The 21,022-nt window shown below is 41.2% G+C and carries 21 protein-coding genes; 12 read left to right on the top strand and 9 right to left on the bottom strand.

Annotation, left to right across the window (positions count from 1 at the left end):
• Both hemF and G9Q97_RS02570 read left to right on the top strand, forming a co-directional pair.
• Entirely contained in the window at window positions 1–912 is a 912-nt protein-coding gene (gene hemF / locus G9Q97_RS02575) for an oxygen-dependent coproporphyrinogen oxidase (RefSeq protein WP_166142823.1), read from the top strand.
• Window positions 909–1,502, top strand: a complete 594-nt coding sequence (locus G9Q97_RS02570) for a phosphatase PAP2 family protein (protein WP_166142821.1) — start codon at window positions 909–911, stop codon at window positions 1,500–1,502. Before hemF ends, G9Q97_RS02570 begins: the two co-directional genes overlap by 4 nt.
• On the opposite strand, the gene G9Q97_RS02565 is transcribed toward G9Q97_RS02570, so the two are convergent.
• Window positions 1,486–2,076 (bottom strand): riboflavin synthase, encoded by a 591-nt coding sequence (locus G9Q97_RS02565; protein WP_166142819.1) that lies wholly within the window; start codon window positions 2,074–2,076, stop codon window positions 1,486–1,488. The two genes, G9Q97_RS02570 and G9Q97_RS02565, sit on opposite strands and share 17 nt — an antisense overlap.
• A 125-nt stretch (window positions 2,077–2,201) precedes the next feature.
• On the opposite strand from G9Q97_RS02565, the gene G9Q97_RS02560 reads away from it, so the two are divergent.
• From G9Q97_RS02560 to G9Q97_RS02535, 6 genes are all read left to right on the top strand, one after another.
• The gene (locus G9Q97_RS02560) at window positions 2,202–2,858 is read left to right on the top strand and encodes a protein-L-isoaspartate(D-aspartate) O-methyltransferase (RefSeq protein WP_166142817.1); all 657 of its coding nucleotides are present in this window, start codon (window positions 2,202–2,204) and stop codon (window positions 2,856–2,858) included.
• A 12-nt stretch (window positions 2,859–2,870) separates the two neighbouring features.
• The gene (locus G9Q97_RS02555) at window positions 2,871–3,410 is read left to right on the top strand and encodes an acyl-CoA thioesterase (RefSeq protein ID WP_394352948.1); all 540 of its coding nucleotides are present in this window, start codon (window positions 2,871–2,873) and stop codon (window positions 3,408–3,410) included.
• Between the two features lie 35 nt (window positions 3,411–3,445).
• Window positions 3,446–4,006 (top strand): hypothetical protein, encoded by a 561-nt coding sequence (locus G9Q97_RS02550; RefSeq protein ID WP_166142815.1) that lies wholly within the window; start codon window positions 3,446–3,448, stop codon window positions 4,004–4,006.
• 1 nt (window position 4,007) lies between these two features.
• Window positions 4,008–4,331: a DUF3817 domain-containing protein gene (locus G9Q97_RS02545; protein ID WP_166142813.1), complete on the top strand. Its 324-nt coding sequence runs from the start codon at window positions 4,008–4,010 to the stop codon at window positions 4,329–4,331.
• Window positions 4,332–4,340: 9 nt separating this feature from the next.
• Complete coding sequence (locus G9Q97_RS02540) at window positions 4,341–5,363, top strand: hypothetical protein (RefSeq protein WP_166142811.1); 1,023 nt, start codon at window positions 4,341–4,343, stop codon at window positions 5,361–5,363.
• Between the two features lie 176 nt (window positions 5,364–5,539).
• Window positions 5,540–6,037, top strand: a complete 498-nt coding sequence (locus G9Q97_RS02535; protein WP_166142809.1) for a Dps family protein — start codon at window positions 5,540–5,542, stop codon at window positions 6,035–6,037.
• A gap of 45 nt (window positions 6,038–6,082) precedes the next feature.
• Here G9Q97_RS02535 and G9Q97_RS02530 read toward each other — a convergent pair whose 3' ends face one another.
• From G9Q97_RS02530 to alaS, 7 genes are all read right to left on the bottom strand, one after another.
• On the bottom strand, window positions 6,083–8,533 hold the full coding sequence (locus G9Q97_RS02530; RefSeq protein WP_166142807.1) for a leucine-rich repeat domain-containing protein: 2,451 nt from the start codon (window positions 8,531–8,533) through the stop codon (window positions 6,083–6,085).
• Window positions 8,520–9,359, bottom strand: a complete 840-nt coding sequence (locus G9Q97_RS02525; RefSeq protein WP_166142805.1) for a hypothetical protein — start codon at window positions 9,357–9,359, stop codon at window positions 8,520–8,522. Before G9Q97_RS02525 ends, G9Q97_RS02530 begins: the two co-directional genes overlap by 14 nt.
• A complete protein-coding gene (locus G9Q97_RS02520; RefSeq protein ID WP_166142803.1) occupies window positions 9,356–9,934 on the bottom strand; it encodes a hypothetical protein in 579 nt (192 codons plus the stop codon). The genes G9Q97_RS02525 and G9Q97_RS02520 overlap by 4 nt, the downstream gene beginning before the upstream one ends.
• Window positions 9,935–9,961: 27 nt before the next feature.
• Window positions 9,962–10,432 carry a nucleoid-structuring protein H-NS gene (locus tag G9Q97_RS02515; protein WP_166142801.1) on the bottom strand — a complete coding sequence of 157 codons (471 nt, stop codon included), beginning with the start codon at window positions 10,430–10,432 and terminating at the stop codon, window positions 9,962–9,964.
• Window positions 10,433–10,778: 346 nt separating this feature from the next.
• Window positions 10,779–11,897 carry a TlpA disulfide reductase family protein gene (locus tag G9Q97_RS02510; protein WP_166142799.1) on the bottom strand — a complete coding sequence of 373 codons (1,119 nt, stop codon included), beginning with the start codon at window positions 11,895–11,897 and terminating at the stop codon, window positions 10,779–10,781.
• 2 nt (window positions 11,898–11,899) lie between these two features.
• Complete coding sequence (gene gatB / locus G9Q97_RS02505; protein ID WP_187357701.1) at window positions 11,900–13,384, bottom strand: Asp-tRNA(Asn)/Glu-tRNA(Gln) amidotransferase subunit GatB; 1,485 nt, start codon at window positions 13,382–13,384, stop codon at window positions 11,900–11,902.
• 73 nt (window positions 13,385–13,457) lie between these two features.
• Window positions 13,458–16,094 carry an alanine--tRNA ligase gene (gene alaS / locus G9Q97_RS02500; RefSeq protein ID WP_166142797.1) on the bottom strand — a complete coding sequence of 879 codons (2,637 nt, stop codon included), beginning with the start codon at window positions 16,092–16,094 and terminating at the stop codon, window positions 13,458–13,460.
• 153 nt (window positions 16,095–16,247) lie between these two features.
• Here alaS and G9Q97_RS02495 point away from each other — a divergent pair, with 153 nt between their 5' ends.
• The 4 genes from G9Q97_RS02495 to G9Q97_RS02480 all read left to right on the top strand — a co-directional run bounded on the left by G9Q97_RS02495 (window position 16,248) and on the right by G9Q97_RS02480 (window position 19,775).
• On the top strand, window positions 16,248–17,225 hold the full coding sequence (locus G9Q97_RS02495; protein WP_166142795.1) for a M23 family metallopeptidase: 978 nt from the start codon (window positions 16,248–16,250) through the stop codon (window positions 17,223–17,225).
• 354 nt (window positions 17,226–17,579) lie between these two features.
• A complete protein-coding gene (locus G9Q97_RS02490; RefSeq protein ID WP_166142793.1) occupies window positions 17,580–17,936 on the top strand; it encodes a MerR family transcriptional regulator in 357 nt (118 codons plus the stop codon).
• A 118-nt stretch (window positions 17,937–18,054) separates the two neighbouring features.
• A complete protein-coding gene (dprA, locus tag G9Q97_RS02485) occupies window positions 18,055–19,041 on the top strand; it encodes a DNA-processing protein DprA (protein ID WP_317168712.1) in 987 nt (328 codons plus the stop codon).
• A 74-nt stretch (window positions 19,042–19,115) separates the two neighbouring features.
• Window positions 19,116–19,775 (top strand): hypothetical protein, encoded by a 660-nt coding sequence (locus tag G9Q97_RS02480; RefSeq protein ID WP_166142789.1) that lies wholly within the window; start codon window positions 19,116–19,118, stop codon window positions 19,773–19,775.
• Window positions 19,776–19,862: 87 nt separating this feature from the next.
• On the opposite strand, the gene dnaN is transcribed toward G9Q97_RS02480, so the two are convergent.
• Window positions 19,863–20,987, bottom strand: coding sequence for a DNA polymerase III subunit beta (gene dnaN / locus G9Q97_RS02475; protein WP_166142787.1), 1,125 nt, complete (start codon window positions 20,985–20,987; stop codon window positions 19,863–19,865).
• Between the last annotated feature and the right edge of the window lie 35 nt (window positions 20,988–21,022).

The following is a 21,022-nucleotide window of genomic DNA, read 5'->3' as shown; positions in this document are numbered from 1 at the left end:
ATGGAAAAAATCAGTAAGGAAGCTATTTCGGAAAAATTCAAAAACATACAAAACCATATTTGCCATGAGCTGGAAATGGAAGATGGGCAGGGGGAATTTATAGCGGATAAATGGCAACGTTCCCAGGGTGGTGGTGGCACAACCCGTGTGATGAAAAACGGCAAAATCATTGCCAAAGGTGGTGTTGCTTTCAGCGCCGTCCATGGTCCAACTCCGGATAAAATCCTGAAAAAACTCAAACTCGACAAATCGGATTTTTTCGCTACCGGAGTATCCATTGTCATTCACCCCATCAGCCCTCTGGTACCCATCATTCACATGAATATTCGCTATTTTGAAATGAGCAATGGTACTTATTGGTTTGGAGGCGGAATAGATCTTAGCCCCCATTATATAAATAGGGCAGATGCGCAGTATTTTCACCGGCAGTTAAAAACCCTTTGTGACGGATATCATCCTGATTTTTACCCAAAATTCAAGAAATGGGCAGATGACTACTTTTATCTTCCCCACCGGGAAGAAACCAGAGGAATCGGAGGTATTTTTTTTGACAGGTTGACAGCAGGTGCCGACATGCCTTTCCCAAAATTGCTTTCATTTGTGGAAGAAGTGGGTTACCTGTTTCCGAAAATTTACCGTTATTTAATGAACCAGCATTCTGGTAAGCCCTATGGAGAAAAAGAGCTTCAATGGCAGGCCTTGAGAAGGGGCAGGTATGTGGAATTTAACCTGGTCTGGGATGCAGGTACCAAATTCGGTTTGGACACCAATGGCCGCACCGAAAGCATCCTCATGAGCATGCCTCCACTGGCAAGATGGGAGTACAACCAAATCCCTGAGCCGGGTTCAGCAGAAGCCATTACCTTGAATCTATTAAAGAAAGACATGGACTGGATTAATGCAGCGGGATGATTGAATCTATAAAAAATTGGGATGAAGCTTTGTTTCTTTTTCTAAACCAGCTGCATGCACCCTGGCTGGATCCCGTCATGTTAACGCTTACCGGGAGGTTCATCTGGATCCCTCTTTATTTGTTTTTGTTGTTTCTGATTATCAAAACCTACAAAAAAGACAGTGTTTGGTACATCATTGGGCTCCTGCTGGTGATCATACTGGCAGACCAGCTGACTTCCAGCATCATGAAGCCCTTTTTTGAAAGACTCCGGCCCTGTCATGATCCAAGGTGGGACAATGTTATTAGCAACTATTCCGGTTGTGGAGGGAGGTATGGTTTTGCATCCTCCCATGCCGCGAATACTTTCGGTTTGGCTGCCTACCTTTGGAAAGTTGGGAAAGATCATATCAGGGCATTCCGCTGGCTATTTTTATGGGCAGCTATAATTTCCTACACAAGGGTTTACCTGGGCGTTCACTACCCATTGGACATTGTCACAGGTGCCTTGATTGGGATGATTATAGCCTGGTCGGTTTATTGGTTGACCGGCAAGGCACAAAAAGCCTGGAAACGACATTTTGGTGCAGGGGCTATTGGTACCCTTTGAGAACTCTCTGGATGTACTTGCCAATGATGTCAAATTCCAGGTTTACCGTATCTCCAGGTCTTAGCAGGTGAAAATTGGTGTGCTCATAGGTATAAGGGATGATGGCGACACTAAAACTACCTTCTTTGGAATTGAAACAGGTAAGGCTGGTTCCATTGACACATATGGATCCCTTTTCTACCGTAATATTCCCAGCTTGACTATCGTAGGTAAAATCAAATAACCAACTTCCTTCCTTATTGCTTACTGCTGCTAAAGTGCCCGTTTGGTCAACATGCCCCTGAACGATATGCCCGTCAAATCTCCCATTGGCAGGCATGCACCGTTCCAGGTTAACAACATGCCCCTTTTCCAAATTTCCTAAATTCGTTTTTTGCAGGGTCTCCTCAATTGCAGTAACCCGATAAATATTCTTATCCACAGCCACCACGGTAAGGCAAACTCCATTGTGACTTACTGATTGGTCTATTTTCAATTCTCCTGCGAGAGGACTTTCAATATCAAAATGCACGTTGGTCCCATCAGTTTTTTTCTGTTTGATTTTACCTATGGACTCTACAATTCCTGTAAACATATGCTTATTCTTTTATGAGAAACAAAAGAGAAACCCCAAGACAGATATTCTTGTTTCCATAACAAAGTAAGCCATTTTTAGCATTAACTTAGCCATTCAATCGGTATAAGATAAGATCAAAAACCATGTTGAGACTGGAAGACAGCTATTTACACAAAGGGCAAAGAAGAAACCTGACGCAAACACTACGCAAAAAAGGGATTAAGGATGAAGCGGTATTAGAAGCGATCAACAACTTCCCCCGTCATTTTTTCTTTGACTCTGCGCTGCTCAGCCATGCCTATGAAGACAAGGCCTTTCCAATTGGTGAAGGACAAACCATTTCCCAGCCTTACACCGTAGCCTTCCAAACCATGCTGTTGAATGTAAAACCAGGAGACAAAATTCTGGAAATAGGAACTGGCTCAGGATATCAGGCAGGCATTTTGTACTGTATGGGAGCAAAAGTGCACACCATTGAATTTAATGAAGTATTGTACGACAGAACCCGAAAATTTTTACCGAAGATCGGTGTAAAAGTGAAGCATTATTGTGGGGATGGAAGCAAGGGTTTGCCGGAACAGGCTCCTTTTGATAAAATTATTGTGACGGCCGGAGCACCTACGGTGCCTAAAACTTTATTAAAGCAATTGGCCATCGGTGGGGTGATGGTCATCCCTGTTGGGGACAGGAATACCCAGCAAATGTTGCGCTTAACCAAGCAAACGGATAAAAAAATCCTTAAAGAGAATTTCGACAACTTTGCATTCGTACCCCTTCTGGGAGAAGAGGGATGGCAATAAAACAGTGGTTTTATGGAAATGAAAAAGAAACTTGTGGAGGAATCAAAGGTGATCATGACCGAAATGGTCCTGCCCAATGATACCAATACCCTGAATAATTTAATGGGCGGGAAATTGATGCATTGGATGGATGTGGTAGCTGCCATAGCTGCCCAGCGGCATTCCAATTCAATAGTCGTAACAGCATCGGTAGATAACATATCATTTAAAAACCCCATTGCCCTGGGAAATGTAGTCACCTTGAAATCTCAGGTTACCAGGGCTTTTGCCACATCTATGGAAGTGTATATTGAAGTATTTGCGGAAGATATTCCAGCCAACAAAAAATATGCTTCTCATAAAGCTTTTTTTACTTTCGTAGCCGTAGACAAACAGGGAAAGCCGATACAAGTCCCGGAGTTGGTCCCTGAGGGTGAAACCCAGGAGGAATTGTATGCCGGAGCATTAAGGCGCCGGCAATTGCGGCTGATTCTGGCCAATCGCATGGACCCCCAGGATGCAACGGAATTAAAATCCCTTTTTGACCTGGATGGGGTCAGCAAGAAGCAATAATTTTTTGTAATTTATAGCTTACTAATCCAATTGAAATGAATAGTAAAGAATTATCGCTTTTCCTTTCTGAAGACATTTTTGTTATAAAGGATGAAATCAATGAAAAAATGGCAGCTGACCGGATGGCAGCCCGTATGGATTTGGAATCCGAGACTTCAGCTGTCCTGGAAGAACCGGAAAATGAACAAATAGGAAGTAAGGAACAAGACCCCGAGCCTCTTCAGTATGAAGGTGAGTTCAAAAAATCTATTCTGGTAATTTACCAGGGGGATGTGCTCGGGGAAAGTTCGAGAGCGTTTTTATTTAAGGTATTCAGAGCGGTAAACCTTTCGCTCAGAGATATTGCCCTGGTATCGGAAAAATCATTGAAGGATTGCAACGAAGACCCTTTGTCACAGCTTGATCCCAATAAAATGATTCTTTTTGGGACCTTGCATCATCCCCTGATGGGAATGAAAAAAGACAACTACCATATTTCTCAGGAACCGTTTGAATATTTCTTTGCCGATGAGTTGGAGGAATTGGAAAAGAATGAGGGACTAAAAAGAAAACTGTGGAACACCCTGCAGGTTTTTTTCAACATTAAAAAACAATAACATGACAAATGAAGAAAGATTGGCCATATTGAAGCGTTTCAGGATCATCAGCCTCACCGAAGGTGTTTCTATGTTGATTCTGGTATTTATCGCCATGCCATTGAAATGGATATTTGAATTACCAGCCATGGTCACTTATGTGGGCTGGATCCATGGTATACTGTTTATCCTATACATCCTGGTATTATTTCCTACTTCCCGAAAATTGCGTTGGACTTTCCGGAATGCATTGTTTGCGCTGATCGCATCGGTGCTGCCATTTGGTCCTTTTTTATTTGACAGAAAGCTTAGAAAGCAGGAAGCCCTCATAGAAGACCGAAATTAACTTCAAGGCATGGCAGTCATCAGTAAAAAGAAGATTGTATACCCCATCAGTGAACCCCTGAGGAAATACCTGATCAAATACGGCCGTGAAGTGGATATCCCCATCCATTACAAGGAGTTATTGAGGTATGGTAATTCCATAGCTTTGTATGACTTTAAGGGAAACGACACCTTGTGGGAGACGGTGTTTTACGATGAATCAGACAGAAATGAAATCCACTTAAAGGTCAAAAAAATCTATGCCCTTTTGAAAGCGGATGGAGACATGAGCGTCATGCAACACCTTTACGTGGATAGAATAGACCTTTGTACCTATGGCAATACGCAGCCTTTCAGGGTTAGAATTGTAAACCGCATCAATGATAATTTTGACTATTTTTACATCAAAAACGCAGATGCCTCACGGGTATATGGTTTGGAGCTTGAACACCTGCTCTCTCCCAATAGGATCGGTTACCTGGTCTACAGAGATTCCCTGATTGAGGAACATATTGCCGGCATTCCCGGTGAGCAATTCATGAAACAACAGATCCATGATCCTTTGTTGAACCCCATCCGATTGTCAAAGGAATTTGTCAAATTCAATGAAAGGTGTTTTGTGCGGCTTCTTGGCGACATGCATTCCTCCAATTTTGTCATAGATGTTACACCGGATTTTGAGGAAACGCATTACAGGATAAGGTCGATTGATTTTGACCAGCAATCCTATGAAGGAAAAAAATCCATTTACTTACCCCAATACTTTAAACAAAATAATGCATTGATACAATTGGGAATCCGGCACATCACCCCTGAATCCATGGCACAGTACCAGAAAGAAGAAAGGGCTTTAATTGCCACCCGCCTGAAAAGTTCCCCAAAAGAAATAGCAGATATTTTAAACAGCATGGAAAAGGATACCATCTCTACCGAAGCCAATACCAACCTGCTCAAACAGGAGCTGGCAAGACATTATAACAATCCGGATTTCTTGAAATGTCGCAATATGGGTGAAATACTGAGAATGAGCCTGAATCAGGTATTACATCGGTAATTTTTATTGCCCTTTTTCCGATTATTCTTCTGTGCAGCGGGTAATATCCCTGAAAAACCAAATAAAAATCATGTATCCTGACGGGAGTAGCATGGAAAAAATCCATAGTTTGGCATAATTTGTGTTTCTATTTTTATAGAATTTCTTTTTAGAACCTATTAAAATAATAGACTATTATGAGCGCTACAGCAGAAAAAAGAGTTTTTAAGAAACTTGGATACAATAAAGATGAATCAGAAAAAATTGTTGGCTCCTTAAACAAGTTATTGGCCAACTACCATGTACATTACCAGAAATTGAGGAATTTTCATTGGAATGTGACAGGAAGTGATTTTTTCGATTTGCACGAGAAATTCGAAGAATTGTACGATGAGTCTTTTGCCAATATTGATTTGATTGCGGAAAGAATCAGGGTATTCGGAATGACTCCCTATAGTTTGATGAAAGAATACTTACAGCACGCAGACATTGAAGAGGTAGGTACGGATTTAAGCTCTAAAGAGATGGTTGAGGAAGTCCTGAGAGATTTTCAGATCCTGGTAGACAATATGAACGAATGTGCTGTAAAGGTAGCCGAATTAGGTGATACGGCTACAGAGGATATGTTGATTGCTTTTATCAAAAGTCTGGAATTACATCACTGGATGCTGAGTTCATTTATCAAAACAGAATAAAAAAAAGCCCGGTTGGGCTTTTTTTTATTCTTAAATGTCAGTTCTTCAATAATACCTTACTTCACAATCGGGTAAATCTTCTTTGAATTTTTCGATATTTCTACTGCTAATACGGGTATTGTAGCAAACCAGATTTTCAAGGTTAATCATGTGGCTGATTGGTTTCAGGTTTCTTACGTTTGTGCTTGCAATATCCAGAAAACGCAAATCATAGAGCATTTCCAATCCTTTGAGATTGCTGATATTTGTACCTGACAAATTCAACTGTCTTATCCTACCCAGACTATTCAAAGGATTTAGGTCCTCCACAGAAGTATTGGAAACATCCAACACTTCCAAATAAGTAAGTGGCTCCAGAACTGTGAGGTCCGTAAATGGAGTTTCTACAATTTTCAAAGACTCCAGCCTTTCCAATCTTGAAAGGGCAGAAGGATCCTGCAGAGGTACGCTTTTTATACTTAGGTCCTTCAGGTTAAAAAAGATCAGTAAAGGTTCAAGATCGTAAATATTTGCACCATCAATGGCAATTTTGTCACTGGCAGTAATCCTGTGCAGGGTCTCCTTGTCGGGTTCATCAGACAAGTCGAAATAGGACCGAAGCAAATTATTCCATTCATTTTCCAACCCATCCCACCAGGAATTCAATGCCGCTGTCCTGAAAATAATATTGGTTTCTGGAAGAATCCTGGCCAGTTCATATACTTCCCAATCAGGCACCTCGGTACTGTCCAGATAAACCAGGCCTAAAGATTGCAATGATTTCAATGGCTCAACAGAACTGATTTTGGTATGCATAAAAGAGATCTTTTTGAGTCCCTTCAATTCCTGCAAAGCCCTTAGGTTATTTACTCCGGATTTATCCCCATGTATATCTGTCAAATTCTTTAATTCAGCGAGTGGCGAAAGGTCCTCCACCATGGTGTTCTTAAAAGAAATGAATACGGCATTTTTGAACTTTAAGGCTGGCCTAAGGTTCACGACCTTGCTGTCATCCAGTGTCAATGAATCGATATTGACCAATTCAGAAAGTTCTTCAATGGTGGGCTGTCCCTGGCCCAATCGGGGGAATTTTTGGATAAAGACCTGGTTCCACCCATCTGGTAGAGTTTCCCACCATGTCTGCAGGTTCTCCACATTGTGAATGAGTAAAATTCTGCGGTTGACTCTGGAAAATGATTCTGCAGCATTTTCTGAAATACTGGTACGGTCTGCATAAATCCTGGTTACGGATTTTGAACCACTTAAGGGATCCAGTTGACTTACCTCTGTACCGTTGATGTTGATCCGCCATAGATTTGTCAGGGCTGCCAAAGGGGAAAGGTCCAGGATGTTGGTGGCCTCAAGGTTTATTTCCTCGAGACTTTTGAGTTCAGCTAAAAACCCGAAGTTGATCAGGTAATTACCTTTGAGATTAAGTAATTTCAGGTTAATGAGATGCCTGATATTTTCAATATTATTAAAACCGCTCTCTTCCAGATCCAACTCCTCTAATTCGATAAAATTTGCCAATACACCAAAACCCATTAATGCCGTTTTAGAAGCCTTAAAAATTTCTAAAGCTTTCAAGCTGGAAAGCTCCTCTATATTGTTCACCTCAGTGCCGGAGATGTCCAAATACCTGAGTTTATCGGAATATTTGATAAACTGAATATCTGTTGCAGCTGTATGAGAGATATCGAGGTAAGATAGGAAAGTAACATTGCTTACGGGTGCCAAATCTTCGATCTGGGTATGGCTAATATCCAAATACTTCAGGTCTCTGAATACCTGGATTGGCGAGAGATCAATTAGCAGGCGATTTCCAGATAGATCTAGGGTATCCAATGCAGCAATTTTATACAACATGGCCAAACCCACTGAATCCTCCTCGATTTGGAATTGCTTCTTTAGCAGGGTTTCCCATTCCAGGGAAAGGGTAGACCACCATTCCAGCAATTCTTCATCCCTACTCAACTTTGTGGTATAGATGCTGGCTATTTTAAGTTCATTTGAATCCCTGTCCAAATTGATCTCAATATAGCGGGACTTGGTGTTTTCAATCTTTTCATTTTCCAATCCCAAACCCGTCAAAGTCCGGTCAAGCGCTATTTCAAAAAACAATTCGTCATTGTCATTCAACTTTGGTTTTACTTCCTTTATCTTGAATTCAAAAGCCACATCTTTAAAAAAAAACTCTATATCCTTAAGGTAAGCAACGACGTTCTTATTGGTGATAACCTTCCTATCGGTCAATAGGTCATCTTCAATCTGTACATTCTCATCTCTGAAAATCTTTTTGTAACTCTCCCTGATGATCACATCTTTGTCTCTGGCAGAGGTCTCACTACTTCCGACAGTATTGAGGAAATATTGCAAAAATCTGACCTGATCTTCGGCTTGCTGGCTAAAGTTTTTAATTTCTTGTTTGCTATACTCTCCCAGATCCTGGGCCAGGAGCAAGGATGTACTACTTAAAAAAATCAGCAGTAGGGAAATATTTATTTTAATTGCGGTCATAGATGTAATTCAATATGATTTCTTTATCCCCTTCCTCAAGCTTCAATAAATTGGCAATGAGCCATCCGGTATTGAATCCCGGTCGATTGAATTGAGTAAGTTCAAAATACCACTTATCGATTTGAAAAAAATGGAATTTAGTATCTTTAACGGTTTCGAATTTCATCCTGTTTTTCTTAATCTCATAAAGAAAAATAGTAAGATAATCAGGTTTATATCCGTCCGGGGTGTAGGATTCCGGCTTTGGATTATCCAACATGGCTTTTTTGAGGTTCATAAAACCCAGCTCATGGCTAAGTGGGTGAAGGAATTTTTTATCGTCACCTTCAGGTTTGTCAAATGCATCCGAAAATGGAGGGAAACTCACATTTTCAACGACCCATTCATAGCCAAGACCCTGCGGTTGCAGCTTCAGGAACAAGGTTACATCCTGCCTTTTCCCATTGTAGTTAAACACCGTAGTGACTTCGGCAAACCACTCTCCCCCATGGAAATTCAAATATTGGGGGTAAACATCTGAAACAACATGATTGATAAATTCCCTTTTAAGGTCATTGGAAACATCCGATGTTTCATTGTCAAAAAGAATATTAATGAAAGATTTTCTCAATGCCTTATCCCGGTAATTTTCATCACCCGGATTATATCTTATGTCTCCTTCTTTACTCTCTTCGGCATTGAATCTTCTGAAAAACTGGTTAACTTGTTTGGTTGCAGCAGCAAATCTGCCGTCATCTATAACCCGCCCGGAGCTATCAAAAGATTGCCCCGGTGCGGAAAATATAGATATAAATATGGTAATTAAAATAATGAATACTATTCTCATGCTGATGTTTCCGTCACTCTCACGTCTCCAAGAAGTACGTCCCAGAATTCAATAGTTCTTCCGGAAATCTGTGTCTGTTTCTTTTCGACGTAAATGGTAATGTCTTTCTTTGTTGTATCTCTGTAGTTCAATCCGGCCTCTTGAGAAGTACCTTCAAACCTCTGGTAGATGGTGATCACTCCAACATACCTGCCATCTGGTTGCCTTTCCAAATCGCTGATATAGTGGATATCATACCAGCTGATGTTTACCCGGTCATAATTCAAAGCCATCAGCCTTTCAAAATATCTTCTGATTTTGTAATAAGCTATTTCGTTGGTATTGATGGATGAGACGCCCATTTCAGCATCTGGAGCAAAAAGTTCTTCAGCACGGTCCATTACTCTGGTAGCCTCAGAAAACTGGGTTTCCTTACTACCTATGATGCTGATATATTTACTCAAATCCTTAACTTTTTCCAGGGCCAGGGAATCTATGGCCTGCTTTCTTTGAGGACTGATGTTTTCATCCTGAGCAAAAACCGAGATAGCGGTAGCCAGGAAAAAAACCAAAAGGGATGGAATATATTTTTTCATAATCGCTTAATTCTTTTTGTTTGTTTATTATCTTCTTCTTAATTCTAATTCGGTAACCTTCCCTGACCCATCCATTCTGATATCACTGATGAAATTCAGATTCTTCCGGGTATCTTTCAAATAATTGAGGTAGCGTTCTATTGTTGTGGGCTCGTCATAATCCTTGACGCCTGATTCTTCATGAATGACAATCAACACCGGCGTATTCTGATTGGAAAACATACCAAGGGCTTCTCTTATTGTATTGTTGGCACTCTGAATATTTGAAGCATTGGCCACAGCGTCAAAATAATTTTCCAATTTTCCAACAGCCACTTCCTCAGCAGAAGGCTGCTCTGGTTCCGGCTCTGGTGCTGGTGCTGGTTCTTCTACAGGTGCAGGTTCAGGCTCAGCCTCAACAACCTTTTTCTTGCTTTTACAGGCTCCCATGGCTAATAGCACAAATAGCATAACAGTCAATGACCGTGTCAGGGGAAATTTTAGGTGTCTTTTTTTCATAAGAATTGAATGGTTTTTAAGGTTAATGCAAAATCAAAATGTATATTAAGTGAGGTCTTTTCACCCTATTTTTCTTTAGATTTTACATTAAAGAATGAAAATATTAGTACTAACTTTTTTAAGGAATTAAATTTTTATTTGGCAAAGTTTTCAATGGGTGACAATTATATAGATTTGAGTAATTGCTATTTCCGATGATCCATTTCAGGAATTTTTACTACAAACATGATCAATTATAGTGAAAAATTCCTTGAAACGCACAATTGAAACAGCATTTTCTGAATTTGCTTTAACTTTATAGAATATTCATTTTTGATATGTCCTGGCGAATTATTCAATGTAATCTTTAATCGAATAATTCTTCCAATTTTCGTTCCAGTGACTTACCTCTAAGGTCTTTCGCCAGAATATTCCCTTCAGGATCTATCATATAAGTAGCTGGTATGGCATTGATCTGATAGGTGGCAGCAGCCTCCGAATTAAAATATTTAAGATCAGATACCTGAGTCCACTCCAATCCATCTTCCTCTATGGCTTTCACCCACATTTCCCTCGTCCGGTCCAGAGAAACCCCAAATACTTCAAAACCTTCATCCTTGTATTTGTTATACAGACGTACCACATTGGGGTTTTCGTCTCTACAGGGTTTACACCAACCGGCCCAAAAATCAACCAGAACATATTTTCCCCTCAAATCTGACAAATTAACCGTTTCTCCCTGGGGATTGGGTAAGGAGATTTCCGGGGCTGGTTGCCCTATGGACAAGGCCCGCAATTCTTCCAATTCCTGTTTCCAGGAATTGATCAGTTTCATGTCCGGGTATTTATTGCCCAACTCTACAACTACACTATCAAGGTAGTTAAAATCAGTCCTGGGATTAAGCATACCCAGCCCGGCCAAAGCGGCAAAACTTCCCTCCATTTCTGCTATGGCTCCCTTTATCCGCTCTGCATGGTCTAACTCCAATTCCATTGCCTTCTCCTGAATAGACTGGATTTTTTCCTGATTCTTCTCTGCCATGGCATCATAAAACTCAGTATTTAAGGCATTACCCTCTTCCTGATATTGAGCAGTAAGTTCATCGATCTTCTGCATCAGCTGACTATCCTTTGATCCGGAAATTTCCAGTTCTTCAGATTGAAAATCATACTTGATCTGGACATCCTCATCATAAAGTGCCAAACGAACCGTCTTTTCTCCAAAAAGATCAAGCTCGTAAAAATTAGGAGTATCCAGGCTCAATTCATAAGAAAATCCCCCATCACTGTTCCTATCAATCGTATCCAAAACTTCGATCCTGTCATTGTTGTATTCAGAAATCAAGAGCTGTCCACCAGGGGCATTCTCAAATTCTCCGGAAATGGATATTTTTCCATCGAATACCTGCTCCTCTTTTTCTCCGCAGGAGAAAATCAATAGTGCAACCAATCCGATGGAAAGCACTGCTTGAATAGAATTCTTCATATTTATCGGTTCAATAATTCAGATAAAATTTTACTGGCAACCTTGGGATCGGCCTTTCCTTTAGATTTTTTCATTACTTCACCCATAAACATTCCCATAAGCCCCTTTTTCCCAGATTTGTATTCCTGAACCTTTGACTCGTTTTCGGCCAGTACTGATTCAATAACGGGTCTTATGGTCCCTTCATCGCTTTCCTGAATCAAATTCAACTTCTGGGCAATTTCCAGAGGAGATTGTTCAGGGTGTTTTAGCATCTGGGGGTATATCTTCTGTGATGCCACAGTATAACTTACCTTTCCAGCATCTATCAAGGCTATCAGGGAAGCCATTTGTTTTGGGCCAAGTGGAAAATCTTCAATGCCCAGGGTCAGTTCATTGAGGTATGATTTGATCGGCCCCATCAACCAATTGGATGCACTTTTATAGTTTTCTGTATGGTGGCACAATTCCTCAAACCACAAGGCTATTTCCTTTTGATCAGTCAGCACCCCGGCATCATACTCAGGCAAGCCATATTTTTTGACGAATTTAGCAAAAAGCTCCCTTGGCAAAATGGGCATTTCATCTTTTATGGAGGTCAACCACTCTTCGGAAATAACCACAGGACTTAAATCCGGTTCTGGAAAATACCTGTAGTCATTGAGGTCCTCTTTGGTACGCATACTGCCGGTATTGCCCGTAGTGGCATCAAAGGTTCTCGTCTCTGAAACGATCTCCTTCCCATTTTCCAAAAGCCGTACCTGCCTGTCATATTCATGTTCGATGGCTCTGGCTACATTTCGGAAAGAATTCATGTTTTTTACTTCTACTTTCTTTCCCAGAACTTCATCTCCCCGAAGTCTTACAGACACGTTGGCATCACATCTCAAAGACCCTTCTTCCATGTTTCCGTCACATATCCCCAGGTATTTGACAATTTTTTTGATCTCCGTCAACACATTGTATGCTTCTTCCGAAGACCGCATGTCCGGTTCAGTGACAATTTCTATCAAGGGTACTCCTGCCCGATTAAAGTCAACCAGCGTATCTACTTCTCCTGCCAGGTGGATCGATTTACCGGCATCCTCCTCCATGTGGATTCGGGTAAGTGCAATGTTTTTCTTTTCACCGCTGGACAACACAATAGGCACATGACCTCCTACACAAATAGGGTTTTTGTCCTGTGTCAGTTGATAACCCTTGGGTAGATCAGGGTAAAAGTAGTTTTTTCTGGCAAATACGTTTCTCCTTGTTATGGAAGAATCACAGGCAAGGCCCATCTTAATGGCATATTCTACCGCCCTTTTATTTACTTTTGGCAAAGTACCCGGATGACCTAGAGTGATCACAGATATATTGGTGTTGGGCATATTGCCAAAAGTTGTAGAATCAGAAGTATACATTTTGCTTTTGGTGAGCAATTGTGCATGCACTTCCAGCCCAATGACCAACTCGTATTTCATTTTGGTTTCTTCTTCCACCTGGGAAATAGACTTCTCTTCAATCATTTTTCAATCATTACATTAATCGTTCCAAAATTGGCGGAGATTTCACCTAAAACCAAATCTGGATGCCGAAAAATCATTTAGTTGACAACTGAAGTATAAGTTCAGCTTTGTTTAGCAAATTGGGTAATCCAGAGGAGTCTTTACCTCCTGCTGTGGCAAAAAAGGGCTGGCCACCTCCCCCGCCTTTAATTTCTTTAGCCAATTCTTTGACCATTTGTCCAGCATTCAGTCCTCTTTCGTTTACCAGAGAATCACTGATCACAACGGCAACCTGAGGTTTTCCGCCGATATCTGCCGCTAAAACGGCCACCAGACTATCCATCTCATTTTTCAATTCAAAGGACAATTTTTTCAGAGACTCTGCATGAGGCAATTTAATCAAACCAAGGATTAATTGGTAACCGTTCAAGGATTTTGCCTGATTTTTTAAACTTTGTTTGATTTGTTCTGTCTCCTTCAGTTGAAGCCCCTCTATTTCCCTCCTTAAATTGGCCCGCTCGTCAATCAAACTTTGTATGGCCCCTACCAAATCCTTCGGGCTTTTCATTACTTCCTGTAAATCCTGTATCAATTGAAATTGGCGATTGACATATTCTTCTGCCCTATGGCCCGTTAAAGCTTCAATTCGGCGTACGCCAGCAGCAATAGATGTTTCAGATACAATTTTAAAGTAACCGATTTCACCAGTTGCTTGCGCGTGGGTTCCTCCACACAATTCAATGGAAAAAGAAGGATCAAAAGCGATAACCCGCACATGGTCCCCATATTTTTCCCCAAAAAGGGCAGTAGCACCCATGGCTTTTGCCTGAGCAATTGGCACATTCCGCCGTTCATCCAAAGAAATATTTTCTCTGATCTTTTCATTAACAATACATTCTACCTGATCCAGCTCTTCCGCAGTCATTTTGGCAAAATGGGAAAAATCAAACCTGAGTAGTTTTTCATTGACCAGAGACCCTTTCTGTTGCACATGTTGTCCCAATACCTGTTTTAAAGCAGACTGTAACAAATGGGTGGCTGAATGATTGTTTTTGGTCCACTTTCTTTTATTGGCATCCACCTGACAGAAAAATTCACTTTCGGTAAACTCCGGCAATTTGTCCACCTTGTGTACGATCAGGTCATTTTCTTTTCTGGTATCCAATACCCGGATCGTTTCGTTTCCATTCGACAGGATGCCGGTATCTCCTACCTGTCCTCCGCTTTCTGCATAAAAGGGCGTTTCTGTCAAAACCAACTGAAAACTGCTCTCCTTTTTCTCTTTTATTTTCCGGAATTTTATGATTTTAGCATGCGTGCTTAAGGCATCATACCCGACAAAAACCGATGTATCTTCCTCATTCACCATTACCCAATCCCCGGTTTCCAATGTGGCAGCTGAACGGGAGCGGGCCTTTTGTACTTTCATGGAGGCCATAAACCCCTTCTCATCTACACTTAGGCCATTTTCTCTGGCAATAAGCGAAGTAAGGTCCAGTGGGAAACCATAGGTGTCATACAGTTCAAAAGCCACTTCCCCCGGGATGACTTGCTCATTTTTTGCTTTCATGGATTCCTGGATATTTTCCAGGTTCTTCAATCCCTTATCCAGGGTTCTGAGGAAGGCCTGTTCTTCTTCATGGATAACCTTTCCTATGAAATCGGCTTGTTCTTTTACTTCTGGGAAAAATTCTCCGAAATTATCTGATAATATCGGCACCAAATGGTATAGGAATGGGGATTTAAGTTCCAAAAACGTGTATCCATACCTGACCGCCCTGCGAAGAATTCTCCTGATCACATATCCTGCCTTATTGTTGGAAGGCAACTGCCCGTCTGCGATGGTGAATGCGATAGCACGGATATGATCCACAACCACCCTGAAGGCAATGTCGGTTTTTTCGGACTGCCCGTAAGAAAAACCCGAAAGTGATTCAATTTTCCCTATGAAGGGAGCGAAAAGGTCGGTGTCATAGTTAGACTTCTTCTGCTGAATCACCCTTACCAGGCGTTCCAGCCCCATGCCGGTATCCACATGCCTGGCAGGTAGTTCTTTTAAACGTTTGTCGGCAAATCTATTGAATTGGATAAACACCAAATTCCATATTTCTATCACCTGGGGATGGTCAGCATTTACCAACTCCCTACCGGGAATCCTGTCGATTTCCTCTTGCTCACGCATATCGATATGAATTTCAGAACAAGGGCCGCAAGGGCCGGATTCACCCATCTCCCAGAAATTATCTTTTTTGGACCCATACAATATCCGCTCCTTTTCAATCAGGCTTTGCCAAATGGAAAAAGCTTCCTTGTCTTCATCCAAACCATCCTCACTATCCCCGCCAAAAACTGTGACATACATGCGCTCAGTGGGTAATTGATACACATCCGTCAACAATTCCCAGGCCCAGTGTATGGCCTCTTTTTTAAAATAGTCCCCAAATGACCAGTTTCCAAGCATTTCAAACATGGTATGGTGGTAGGTGTCTACCCCCACTTCCTCCAAATCATTGTGTTTTCCCGAAACCCTAAGGCACTTTTGACTGTTAGTTACACGCAAGTTATCCGGAATGTCATTTCCCAGGAAAAAATCTTTAAATTGATTCATACCTGCATTGGTAAACATCAATGTAGGATCATTCTTGACAACGATTGGGGATGAGGGAACAAATTGATGCTTTTTTGATTGAAAAAATTCAATAAATTGGCTTCTTATTTGTTTGGAATTCATGTTTATTTAGCTTAAACTTGATAAGTTGGAATATTTGATATTTTTGGATTACCTTTGTGCCCAAACACCCAAATGAATGGCTTTCAGGATGTAAAACGATCACCCGGGTTTTTCAGAATACAAAATTAAGAGTTTTAACGTACTATTTGTTAAATGAGTAGAATAAAATATTATTACGATCCCAAGACCTGCAAGTATGAAAGGTATGTCAGGAGTAAATGGGATGTAACCCTTAACGTTTTAGGTTTTTTATCGCTTTCCTCCATTTTGGCGGTTGGTATCCTTTTGGTTTTTCATTATTATTTTGACAGCCCCAAAGAATTAATGCTGAAGAAAGAAAACAGAGAACTGAAACTATACTACGAGCTTTTGGAGCAAGAGGTGGGGCAACTGAACACCATGATGGCAGATCTTCAGGAAAGAGATGACAATTTGTACAGGGTTATCTTTGAATCTGAACCGATCCCCAACTCGGTAAGAAAAGCCGGTTTCGGAGGTTCAGACAGATTCCGGGAAATCAAAGAAAAAGGGCTCAACCAGGAGAAAATGATCATTTCAGTTTCCAGTAAAGTGGAAACCCTCAAAAGACAGCTTTTTATCCAATGGGAATCCTACAATGAACTGTCTGAAACGGCCATGAACAAGGAGGAATATTGGGCTTCCATTCCGGCTATACAGCCCATTCACAATGAAGAATTAAACAGATTGGCATCCGGATATGGCATCAGGCTACACCCCATATTAAAAGTAAGAAAAATGCACACCGGGGTTGACTTTTCTGCTCCAAAAGGAACACCCATTTACGCTACCGGTGATGGAGTGGTCAAGCAAGTGCGTACCGAATTTGGAGGTTACGGCAAATCCATTATTATTGACCATGGATTTGGCTTCAATACCAGATATGCCCACATGAATGATTTTAACGTTAGGGTAGGTGATAAAATCAAAAGGGGTGACAAGATCGGAACCGTTGGGAATACAGGGTCCTCTACTGCCCCGCACGTTCATTATGAGGTAATAAAAGACAACAAATATGTCAACCCGGTCAATTATTTCTTTAAAGACCTGGAACCTAGTGAATTTGATAAAATACTTGAGCTTGCCTCCAGGGAGAATCAATCTCTTTCTTAAGCAGTTTACAGGTATAGCTGATTTTGAAAAGCCTTCCCTCACTTGATGAGTGAAGGCTTTTTCGTTCTTCCCGAAACGATGACCTATTGCGCCTAATTTGAAGACCTGAATTATGTATGGCTGGGAATGACGAATAAATTGCCCTGATCGTCACATTTAGCTCCTTTGTTGGTTATTGGAAGCAGAAAATAGGAACCAGTTTCTTCTTGTCATGGATTCACAGGGCTTAATCCTTTTCATGGTTAAAAATTAAAGATTTTCCCTGAAATTAGATTGAACTCAGGTTATATAAAGATCAGGTATTACATTTAACGGATTATTTTTTTATTTTTGATTGAAAAAAAGACCAATCCATTGCCATACAAAGAAAAGGAAATAGAAAAGAAATATTATTCTATCGGTGAAGTTGCAGAAAAGTTTAAAGTTGCTACTTCATTGATCCGGTATTGGGAGGGTGAATTTGATATCATCAAGCCCAAAAAGGATAAAAAAGGAAACCGAAGATTTACCAGGGAAGACCTGGATAAAATCCAGCTGATCTACCACCTGGTAAAAGAAAAGGGGTATACCCTTGCCGGTGCACAGGAAATCATTAAAAAGGACCTGCATAAAATCCAGGATACTGCCTCCATGATTCAAAGGTTACATGAAATCAGAAGCTTTTTGACGGAAATCAGGGATAATCTGGATGCCAAGCAAGGAGAACAATAAGTTATTGCACAATCTGGCGCTCAGTCTATTTCCAAACTTAGGGCCGAATATATTCAAAACCATCATTAATTATTGCGGATCCGCTGAGGGTTTCTTCAATCTGTCCCAGGGTAAAGCAATGAAAATACCCGGCATTGGACCCAAGCTTTTGGCTTACAGAAAAGGAAAAGATGCCTATTTGAAAGAAGCTTCAAACTTAATTGATGCCGCTGATAAACAAGGTATTGAGATTCACTGCTATCTGGAGGCCAATTACCCGGGAAGGTTGAAGTCTGTTCCTGATGCCCCTCCTTTTCTTTTCTCAAAAGGAAACTTAAACCCTAATCCAAAAAGGACCGTAGGCATCGTTGGCACCAGAAATGCCACCACCTATGGAAGGAGCATTACCCAAAAAATCACTGAAGAACTTGCCAGGTTTCAGCCCACTGTCATCAGTGGGCTGGCTTATGGTATTGACATAGAGGCGCACCGGGCAGCCATTTCAAACAAAATCCCAACCATTGCCATACTTGGCACTGATGTTAATACCATTTATCCCGCAGCCCACAAAAAAACTGCCGAACAAATGAAAGAAAACGGGGGACTGATAAGTGAATTTAAAATGGGAGCTGCTTTAAACCCCAGTAATTTTCCCCAAAGAAACCGCATTATCGCAGGCTTGTCCGATGCCCTTATCGTGGTGGAGGCAGCCAGAAAAGGAGGCGCTTTAATTACCGCCGAAATTGCCTACAGTTACAACAGAGAAGTTTTTGCAGTTCCTGGAAACTTACAATCCCAATACAGTGAGGGTTGTAATAATCTTATCAGAAGCATGAAAGCTGGTATCTATATGGGGCCTGGCGAAATTGTGGAATCCCTTTCCTGGGATAAGGAAAACGATGCTGCCACACCGGCTCCAACGCTTACGGACACTTCAGATCTGGATCCGATGGAACTAAAAGTACTGGAACGCTTGTATGAAAAAACAGAAGCCGAAATTGACTGGTTGAGCAGGGACCTGAATATCCCCATTCCCCAGTTGGCTGTCAAATTATTAAACTTGGAATTTTTGGGTTTTGTCAAAGCCATCCCTGGCAAAAAGTACCAATGGACACGCCCAAAGTAAGATATCTCACCATTAAGCCGCTTAATTAGAGATAAATGTTTAAATTGAAAAAACTACCACTAAACAAACTCATTATGAAAAATTCATTTGTTTTCTTAGGCTTTCTGTTGATTTTAATAAGCTCCTGTTCTCCGGAAACCAAAGAATCTGAGGATAGTCTTCCAATGAAAGTGGCCAAAGCTTATGGCTTTGATCATTTGGATGAAGTCAAATCCATTTCCTATACCTGGAATGTCCGAAGAGACAGTGCCACTGTGCTGGTTAGGGATTGGGCATGGGATTTGGAAAATGGTGAAGTATCCTATTCAGGACCTGACACCACTGCCACCTATTTGATTGCCAACAAAACTAAAGCCGTTGAAAGTGTGGACCAGAAATTCATCAACGACAAATATTGGCTGCTTTTTCCTTTTCATCTGGGCTGGGATGAAGGTTATGAAGCTGAAATCATTGAAAATCAGCGATCACCCATTAATGCTGATCCTACCACAAAAATCATTATCCGCTACAACGATTCAGACGGGTATACCCCCGGGGATGCTTATGACATTTATATCGATGAAAACCACATGATCAAAGAGTGGGTATTCCGGAGAGGAGACGGCCCCGAGGGCAGGGCCTTTACCTGGGAAAACGTAGCTGATTTTGGCAACATTAAAATTGCACAAGATCATCATTTGGAAAATGGGGAAAAGATCATTTGGTTTACAAATGTGGAAGTTGTAAAAAAGTAAGCAAACCGAATTCAGGTTATCAAGTAAAATCCAGGCACAAAAAAACCGGCAAAACCGGTTTTTTTGTGCCTGGATTATTTTTGCCCCCTAAACATAATTACTCAACATTACCGGCATGACCAGCATCAGAATATCCTCATTCTCACTCATATCGGATGGCAAGATCAAACCCGCCCTGTTCGGAGCACTGAATTTAAGCGTCACTTCTTTGGCAGAAATATTATTGAGCATTTCAACCAGGAATTTGGCATTGAAGCCAATTTCAATATCCTCTCCCTCATGTTCACAGGACAGCCTTTCATTGGCTTCATTGGAAAAGTCCAGGTCTTCGGCAGATACCTGAAGTTCGCTACCAGTAAGCTTGAGCCTGACCTGATGGGTGGTCTTGTTGGCATAGATGGCTATTCTCCTGAGTGAGCCCAAAAATTCCTGCCTGTTGATAACCATGTCATTATTGTTGTCCTGTGGGATGACATTTTCATAATCAGGAAACCGTTCATCGATCAACCTACAGATCATTTTAATATGATTGAATTTGAAGTAGGCATTGCTGTTGTTAAATTCTACAGTAACCGGCACATTCTCTGAAGGAAGGGTGGTCTTCAATAAGTTCAAGGCCTTTCTGGGTACAATAATACTAGTGGCTTCTGGGGAGGCAATATCCACTCTCCTGTACCTGATCAGCCGGTGTCCGTCCGTCGCCACAAAAGTAGTATTGGTTTCACTTAGATTGATGTAAACCCCGGTCATTGCCGGTCTGAGTTCATCGTTACTTGTCGCAAATATGGTATTGGCAATGGCATTGCTCAGGATTTCAGTGGACATTTCCACAGAAGAAGCATTGGTAACACCAGGAATCCTGGGGAAATCAGTGGCGTTTTCACCTGACAACTTGTATCGGCCATTATCCGAACTGATTTCTACGCTGTAGGTTTCCTTGTCTATGCTAAAAGTCACCGGTTGCTCAGGTAGGTTCTTTAAGGTTTCAATCAAAATCCTGGCAGGAACCGCAATATTTCCGTCTTCTTTCGCCTCCACTTCTATCTCAGTCATCATAGAAGTCTGCAAATCTGAAGCTGTAACGGTGAGTTTACTGTCTTTAATTTCAAAAAGAAAATTTTCCAAAATCGGCACTACCGGATTGGTAGTCACTACTCCGTTGATGGATGACAGGTGCTTCAGAAGTGATGAAGAAGAAACAATAAATTTCATATGTATAATCTTTTATAAGTAGGTCAAATATAAAT

It is taken from the genome of Cyclobacterium plantarum (assembly GCF_011290685.1).
GTDB lineage: Bacteria > Bacteroidota > Bacteroidia > Cytophagales > Cyclobacteriaceae > Cyclobacterium > Cyclobacterium plantarum.
Note: the sequence above shows the minus strand (reverse complement) of the source record. Positions and strands in the feature narration are given on the sequence as shown.